The organism is uncultured Frigoribacterium sp. (assembly GCF_963515265.1).
Classification (GTDB): Bacteria; Actinomycetota; Actinomycetes; order Actinomycetales; family Microbacteriaceae; genus Frigoribacterium.
In genome coordinates, this window is sequence record NZ_CAUPYL010000130.1 from 1 (window position 1) to 7583 (window position 7583).

At 72.7% G+C, this 7583-nt stretch carries 5 protein-coding genes and 1 pseudogene; 2 read left to right on the plus strand and 4 right to left on the minus strand.

Annotated elements, in window-relative coordinates:
- Positions 1-902, minus strand: a pseudogene (locus tag RWM17_RS10365) (M3 family peptidase); the annotation flags it as partial.
- 35 nt (positions 903-937) lie between these two features.
- On the opposite strand from RWM17_RS10365, the gene RWM17_RS10370 reads away from it, so the two are divergent.
- Positions 938-1792: a methyltransferase domain-containing protein gene (locus RWM17_RS10370; RefSeq protein WP_314103381.1), complete on the plus strand. Its 855-nt coding sequence runs from the start codon at positions 938-940 to the stop codon at positions 1790-1792.
- Positions 1793-2055: 263 nt separating this feature from the next.
- Here RWM17_RS10370 and RWM17_RS10375 read toward each other — a convergent pair whose 3' ends face one another.
- Positions 2056-2310, minus strand: coding sequence for a hypothetical protein (locus RWM17_RS10375; RefSeq protein WP_314103383.1), 255 nt, complete (start codon positions 2308-2310; stop codon positions 2056-2058).
- Positions 2310-4934 (minus strand): valine--tRNA ligase, encoded by a 2625-nt coding sequence (valS, locus tag RWM17_RS10380; protein ID WP_314103386.1) that lies wholly within the window; start codon positions 4932-4934, stop codon positions 2310-2312. The genes RWM17_RS10375 and valS overlap by 1 nt, the downstream gene beginning before the upstream one ends.
- A gap of 271 nt (positions 4935-5205) precedes the next feature.
- On the opposite strand from valS, the gene proP reads away from it, so the two are divergent.
- Entirely contained in the window at positions 5206-6750 is a 1545-nt protein-coding gene (proP, locus tag RWM17_RS10385; protein WP_314103388.1) for a glycine betaine/L-proline transporter ProP, read from the plus strand.
- Between the two features lie 119 nt (positions 6751-6869).
- On the opposite strand, the gene RWM17_RS10390 is transcribed toward proP, so the two are convergent.
- On the minus strand, positions 6870-7583 hold a 714-nt coding region (locus RWM17_RS10390; RefSeq protein WP_314103390.1), incomplete at its 5' end, for an ATP-binding cassette domain-containing protein.

Genomic DNA, 7583 nt, shown 5'->3' on the forward strand with positions numbered 1-7583 from the left:
CGGCCGAGCAGGTCGGCGACGGCTGCCGGGCTGCCGGCCGTCTCGCCCGCCGTCACCCACGAGGCGTGGTCCGGGAACCCGAGCAGGACGGCGCGCCGGGCCCGGAGCCGAGCGATCTCGAGCACGAGCGCCCGGGTGTCGTGCTCACCGCCCCGTCGCCCGCGCGACCGGGAAGCGGCCATCACGCGCTCCCGCAGCGCCGGGTCGTCGAGCGACGCCAGCAGCGGGTGCCCGGTGGGCAGCACGAGCGAGACGACCCAGGCGTCCTCGAGCCCGCGCTCCCGTGCCGCCTCGGCTGCCGCCCCGAGCTGGCCCTCGGTGAGGCCGCGCAGCTCGGCAGGGTCGCGCACGACGACCGCGAGGTCGTTCGTGTCGGCCAGCAGCGCCTTCTCGAAACGGGTGGTCAGGGTCGAGAGCTCCTGGTTCAGCTGACGCAGCGCCTCCTTGTCGTCGTCGCCCAGCGCGGCGCCGGCACGGACGAAGTCGGCGACCGTGCGCTCGAGCAGGTAACGCTGCTCGGCCGTGAGGTCGAGCTGGTCGCGTCGCGCGTGCAGGGCATCCAGGCGTCGCCACAGTCGTGGGTCGAGGCGGATCGCGTCGGCGTGCTCGGCGAGCCGCGGGGCCAGCTCGAGCTCGAGGGCGTCCGTGACGTCGTTCGAGTCGCTCGACGCCTTGTCGAAGAACGCGTGCTCGACGCGGGCGAGGATCTGTCCGCTGCGCTCGAGCGCCTCGAGGACGTTGGCGAACGTCGGCTCGGCCGGGTCCGTCGCGATCGCCTCCAGCTCGGCCCTCTGCTGCTGGAGGCCGGCCTCGAAGGCGGGCAGCCAGTCGCCGTCCGTGATCTCGGCGAAGGGAGGCAGCGCGTACGGCAGGGAGCTCGGCTCGAGGAACGGGTTCGTCATCCGCCCACACTAGGAGGCTCGCTAGGGTCGGGCACATGAGCGAACCGACCACACGGCGCGAGCCGACCGCACCGGGCGGACCCACCGCACCGCGTGCGACCTACACCCACGGGCACCACGAGAGCGTGCTGCGGAGCCACGCGTGGCGCACGGTCGAGAACAGCGCCGCCTACCTCGTGCCGCACCTGCGTCCCGGGCTGTCGCTGCTCGACGTCGGGTGCGGGCCGGGCACGATCACCGTCGACCTCGCCGAGCGGCTCGCCCCGGGGCGCGCCGTCGGGGTCGACGCTGCGGCCGGGATCGTCGCGCAGGCCGCCGGGCTCGCAGCCGAGCGAGGCCTGGAGAACGTCGAGTTCGTCACGGCCGACCTGTACGAGCTGCCGTTCGACGACGACACGTTCGACGTCGTGCACGCGCACCAGGTGCTCCAGCACGTGGCGGATCCCGTCGGGGCGCTTCGGGAGATGCGGCGGGTCGCGCGGCCCGGGGGAGTCGTCGCCGCACGCGAGGTCGACTACCACGGCACCGTCTGGGCACCGGAGTCGCCCGGCCTCGACCGGTGGATGGACGTCTACCAGCAGGTGCACCGCGGCAACGGCGGAGAGCCCGACGCCGGGAGGCGCCTCAAGGGCTGGGCGCTCGAGGCCGGCCTCGAGGCGGTCGTGAGCACCGCCTCCTCGTGGTGCTTCGCCTCGGACGAGGAGCGCACCTGGTGGGGCGACAGCTGGGCGTCGCGCGCGACGGAGTCCGCGTTCCACGGGGACGCCATCGCGAAGGGGGTCGCGACCGACGCCGAGCTGCACGCGATCGCGGACGCGTGGCGCGCGTGGCGGGACGCGCCCGACGGGTGGCTGCTCATGCCGCACGGCGAGATCGTCGCCCGAGCCTGAGCCCGAATCTCGGCGAGCTGTCCCGCAGATGCCGACCGAGTGCCCTCCGATAGCGGAAGATCCGGGTATCGAAGGCGCCGCGCGGGCTCAGCGGTCGGCATGTGCGGAGGGCCAGGGGCGCGGGGGCGCAAAGCGAGAGGGATCCGCGGCCGCGGGGGCGGTCTGCGGGGCAGACCGGGCCCGGCGGGGCGGATCCCTCTCAAATTACGGGGTGGTGCGGGAGGCGCGCGCAGGGGAGCGGTCGCGCGGCGGGCGAGGCCGGGTCAGTCCTCGTCGGGGACGTCGTCCGGGGCGTGCACGCGTGCCTCGCCCGTGACGGCGTCCACGCGGATCACCGTGCCGTCGTCGAGCTCGACGACGGGTCGGTGCTCGAGGTACGTGAGCGTCCAGCGCCAGGACGACGCGTCGACGCCCTCGTCGGCGAGCTCGCGCTCGACCTGGGCGACCGCGCCGAGCACGGGGGCGGGGAGGCTGGCCGGAGCCGCACCTCCCACGCTCCAGCGCGTGCCGAGCTGCATCAGGCGCCCGCAGCCGGGGTCGGGGCGCCGGCGGCCACAGGGGCCTCCGGCAGCTCGCCCAGCTCGATCGCGGTCACGGCCAGAGACTCGCCCTCGACGAAGTCCAGCGACTGGATCTTGCCCACGGCGGCCAGGTCGGAGGCCGCCCCGCGGAGCACCTCGAGCTGCGCGGCCGGGGCCGAGATCGTCGCCGAGACGACCGGCGTCTTCTGCGAGGCCTTCGCGTCGGACTTCGCCCGGCGGACGCCGATCAGCGCCTCGCCGACGAGGCCGAGCAGGCCGGTCGGCGCGCCCACCTCGCCGAGCTCGGCGGCGGTCGGCCAGGAGGCGCGGTGCACGGAGTCGTCGTGCGTCCACGACCACACCTCCTCCGTCGCGAACGGCAGGTACGGCGCCAGCAGGCGCAGCAGGCCGTCGATCGTCGTGCGCAGGGCGAGCACGGCCGAGGCCTGCTCGGCGGGCGTGGTCGCCCCGTACGCGCGCTCCTTGACGAGCTCGAGGTAGTCGTCGCAGAAGGTCCAGAAGAACTTCTCGGTGACCTCGAGGGCGCGGGCGTGGTCGTAGCCCTCGAGCGCCTCGGTCGCGGTGTCGACGACCGCGGCGAACGACGCGAGCAGGTCGCGGTCGAGCGGCTCGGTGATCGAGAACTCGCCCGACGGCAACTCGAACGAGTACACGAACTTGGCCGCGTTCAGCACCTTGATCGCCAGACGTCGGCCGATCTTGATCTGTTTCGGGTTCTGCGGGTCGAAGGCCGCGTCGGTGCCGAGTCGGCTGGAGGCGGCCCAGTAGCGGACCGCGTCGGAGCCGTGGTCGTCGAGCATCGCGGCGGGCGTCACCACGTTGCCCTTCGACTTCGACATCTTCTTGCGGTCCGGGTCGACGATGAAGCCCGAGATCGAGGCGTCCGTCCACGGCACGGTGCCGTGCTCGAGCTGCGACCGGAGGGCGGTCGAGAACAGCCAGGTGCGGATGATGTCCTGGCCCTGCGGTCGCAGGGAGTACGGGAACACGAGCTCGAACAGCCCGGGGTCGGCCTCCCAGCCGCCGGCGAGCTGGGGCGTGAGCGAGGAGGTCGCCCAGGTGTCCATCACGTCGAGCTCGCCCTGGAACCCGCCGGGCACGCCGCGCTGCGACTCGTCGTAGCCGGGCGCCGGGTCGCTCGACGGGTCGACGGGCAGCGACGCCTCGTCGGGCACGATGACGTCGTCGAAGACGGGGTTGCCGTCGGCGTCGAGGGGGTACCAGACGGGCAGCGGCACGCCGAAGAAGCGCTGGCGCGAGATGAGCCAGTCGCCGTTCAGGCCGTTGACCCAGTTCTCGTAGCGCACGCGCATGAAGTCGGGGTGGAACCCGACCTCGCGGCCGCGCTCGAGCAGCGACTGCTGCAGGGCCTCGTCGCGGGCGCCGTTGACGATGTACCACTGGCGCGTCGAGACGATCTCGAGCGGCTTGTCGCCCTTCTCGAAGAACTTGACGGGGTGCGAGATCTTCCTGATCTCGCCGACCAGCTCGCCCGAGGCGGTCAGCTGCTCGACGACGGCGGCCTTCGCGCTGAAGACCGTCTTGCCGGCGAGCTGGGCGTAGGCCTCGCGGCCCGCCTCCGACTCGATCGCGGCGGGGGCCTCGCTGACGAAGCGGCCGTCGAAGCCGATCACGGCACGGTTCGGCAGCTGCAGCTCGCGCCACCACACCACGTCGTTCGTGTCGCCGAAGGTGCAGACCATGGCGATGCCCGAGCCCTTGTCGGGCTGGGCGAGGTGGTGCGCCACCACGGGGACCTCGACGTCGAAGAGCGGTGAGCGCACGGTGGTGCCGAAGAGGGCCTGGTAGCGCTCGTCGTCGGGGTGCGCGACGAGGGCGACGCAGGCGGGGAGCAGCTCGGGACGCGTCGTGTCGATCAGCACGTCGCCCTCGCCGTCGGTGCGGTGGAAGGCGAGCTTGTGGTACGCGCCCGGCACCTCCTTGTCCTCCAGCTCGGCCTGCGCGACCGCGGTGCGGAAGGTGACGTCCCACAGGGTGGGCGCGTCGGCCTGGTAGGCCTCGCCGCGGGCGAGGTTGCGGAGGAACGCCTTCTGTGCCATCGCCTGCGACCGGTCGTCGATGGTGCGGTAGCTCTGCGTCCAGTCGACGGAGAGGCCGAGCTTGCGCCAGACGTCCTCGAACTGCTTCTCGTCCTCGATGGTGAGGCGCTCGCAGAGCTCGACGAAGTTGCGGCGCGAGATCGGCACCTGGTCGGCGGCCTTGGCCGACTTGCCGTCGCCGCCCTCGAACGGCGGCGTGAAGGACGCGTCGTAGGGGAGCGACGGGTCACAGCGCACCCCGTAGAAGTTCTGCACGCGACGCTCGGTCGGCAGGCCGTTGTCGTCCCAGCCCATCGGGTAGAAGACGCTGGCGCCGCGCATGCGCTCGAACCGGGCCTTGACGTCGGTGTGCGTGTAGCTGAAGACGTGGCCGATGTGCAGGCTGCCCGACGCGGTCGGCGGCGGGGTGTCGATCGAGAACACGGAGGCGCGGGTCGCCTGGTCGCGGTCGAACCGGTAGGTGCCCGACTCTTCCCAGACCTGGCCCCAGCGGGCCTCCAGCCCCTCGAGGGCGGGCTTCTCGGGCATCGGTGACGTCATGGGCTGCTCCGGTTCTGTGGGCGGCGCCGTGTCGGTGGGGAGGCGCCTGGTTGTGGGACTGCCCCAGTGTACGCGCGGCCGGGACGGCGGCCGGGGGCGGCGGCAGGGCGGGCGTGCAGGAGGCGTCGTGGCCGCTGCCGTGGAAAGATGCGGTCAGGGCACTGTTGCGAGCACTGCACTGGATCTGACATGCCGGTCTCTGTTAGCCTCGTCCGGTTTTGCCCGACACCGTGGTCGCGCTCCGTCCGACCACCCGGAGGTATCCCGACACATGGCCCTACGCAAGAACGACGCCCGCGAGAACAGCCCGAAGGCCGCACGCCGCGAGCTCACCACGGACGACGTCACCGTCGTCGAGGAGTCGATGCTCAAGCGCGCCGTCAGCGCCGCCGCGCTCGGCAACGCCATGGAGTGGTTCGACTTCGGTGTCTACGCCTACATCACCACGACCATCGCGCAGGTCTTCTTCCCGCCCGGGAACGACGCGCTCAACATCCTCTTCACCTTCGGCACCTTCACGGCGGCCTTCGTGGTCCGCCCGATCGGCGGCGCGTTCTTCGGTCCGCTCGGCGACCGGATCGGCCGGCAGAAGGTGCTCGCCATGACCATGATCCTGATGGCCGCGGGCACCCTGGCGATCGGCCTCATCCCGTCGTACGCGACCATCGGCATCTGGGCCCCGATCCTGCTGCTGCTGGCGCGCCTCCTGCAGGGCTTCTCGACCGGCGGCGAGTACGGCGGCGCCGCGACCTTCATCGCCGAGTACTCGCCCGACAAGCGCCGCGGCTTCATGGGCTCGTGGCTCGAGTTCGGCACCCTCGGCGGCTACGTGCTCGGCGCCTCCCTCGTGACCGCCCTGCAGCTCGGCCTGAGCGAGGAGGCGCTCCTCGGCTGGGGCTGGCGCATCCCGTTCATCGTCGCCGGTCCGCTCGGCCTGATCGGCCTCTACCTGCGCCTCAAGCTGGAGGAGACCCCGGCGTTCCAGAAGCAGCAGGCGGAGGCGTCGGAGCGCGAGCACCAGAAGGTCCCGTTCCTCACGCTGTTCCGCGAGAACTGGCGTGCGCTCATCGTCTGCGTCGGCCTCGTGCTGGTCTTCAACGTGACGGACTACATGCTGCTGTCGTACATGCCGACCTACCTGACCAACACCCTCGGCCGCGACGCGACGAGCGGGCTCCTGTTCATCATCGTGGTGATGGTGCTGATGATGCTCGTCATCACGTTCGGCGGGCGGCTCAGCGACCGCTTCGGTCGCCGGCCGGTGCTCTTCGCCGGCTGCATCGGGTTCCTGGTGCTGTCGTTCCCGGCGCTCCGCATGGTGCAGAGCGAGAACGGCGTGCTGTCGTTCGCGGGCCTGCTCGTGCTCGGCCTCGTGCTCGTCACCTTCACGTCCACGATGCCCTCGACGCTGCCCGCGCTGTTCCCGACGATCATCCGCTACGGCGCCCTCGCGATCGCGTTCAACGTGTCGGTGTCGCTGTTCGGCGGGACCACCCCCCTCGCGACGGAGGCGCTGGTCGTCTGGGCAGAGGGCCGCGGCTTCGGCTGGGCCCACGACATCCCCGCGTTCTACCTGATGGCCGCCGCGGTGATCGGCCTCGTCGCGGTCTCGTTCACGAAGGAGACGGCCAACGAGCCGCTGCTCGGCTCGGGCCCGTCCGTCGCCACCGACGCCGAGGCCCAGGAGCTGATCGCCGCGTACTCCGACGAGTCGAGCGACGTGTCGAAGTCGGAGTGGGCGCTCGCGTTCGCCGAGTCGGGGCCGATCCAGGTCGTCCGCCCGCCGGCCGACGACGAGGTGTCCACGAGGGCCTAGCGCCTCCGCACGCACCGTCACGTCGAGACCCCTCGGACCCGCGCGCACCCGCGTGCGCGCCGAGGGGTCTCCGCGGTTCCCGAGGGTGTCGGGGCAGCGGCGCGGCGCGGCGCCCCGCGCTAGGGGCGCGCCGCGAGCAGGGCGCGCGTGTGCTCGTGCCGGGGAGCCGCGAACACCTCGGCCGTGCGCCCCTGCTCGACGACCCGCCCGTGCTGCATCACCGCGACGCGGTCCGCCATGTGGCCGACGACGTCGAGGTCGTGCGAGATGAGGAGGTAGGCCAGGCCCTCCTCGCGCTGCAGGTCGTCGAGCAGGTCGAGCACCTGGGCCTGCACCGAGACGTCGAGGGCCGACACCGGCTCGTCGCAGACGACGACCCTCGGGCGCGCGGCCAGGGCGCGGGCGATCGCCACGCGCTGCCGTTGACCTCCCGACAAGGAGGCGGTGCCCCGGCCGGCCAGGTCGGCCGCGAGCCCGACCCGGTCGAGCAGCGCCACCACGTCGCGACGCAGGGCGTCGCCGCGGACGCGCGTGCGGTCGCCGCCCGTCAGCGCGTCGGCCAGGAGCCTGCCCACCGGCAGCCGGGGGTCGAACGAGCTCGCCGGGTCCTGGTAGATCGAGCCGAGCAGCGGTCGCCGGGCACGGCGGTCCCGCTCGCGCAGGGGCGCCCACGGCTCGCCCAGCAGCTGGACCGTGCCGGCGTCGGGGACGTCCAGGCCGAGCAGGAGGCGCGCGGTCGTCGTCTTGCCGCTCCCGGAGGCGCCCACCAGGCCGAGGGTCTCGCCCGCGCGCAGCTCGAGGGAGACGCCGTCGACGGCGACCCGGTCGGGCGC

Excerpts from the sequence above, each read along its gene's own strand:
- RWM17_RS10370 (WP_314103381.1), top strand. The coding sequence starts at position 938 with ATGAGCGAACCGACCACACGGCGCGAGCCGACCGCACCGGGCGGACCC.
- RWM17_RS10375 (WP_314103383.1), bottom strand. The coding sequence starts at position 2,310 with ATGCAGCTCGGCACGCGCTGGAGCGTGGGAGGTGCGGCTCCGGCCAGC.
- valS (WP_314103386.1), bottom strand. The coding sequence starts at position 4,934 with ATGACGTCACCGATGCCCGAGAAGCCCGCCCTCGAGGGGCTGGAGGCC.
- proP (WP_314103388.1), top strand. The coding sequence starts at position 5,206 with ATGGCCCTACGCAAGAACGACGCCCGCGAGAACAGCCCGAAGGCCGCA.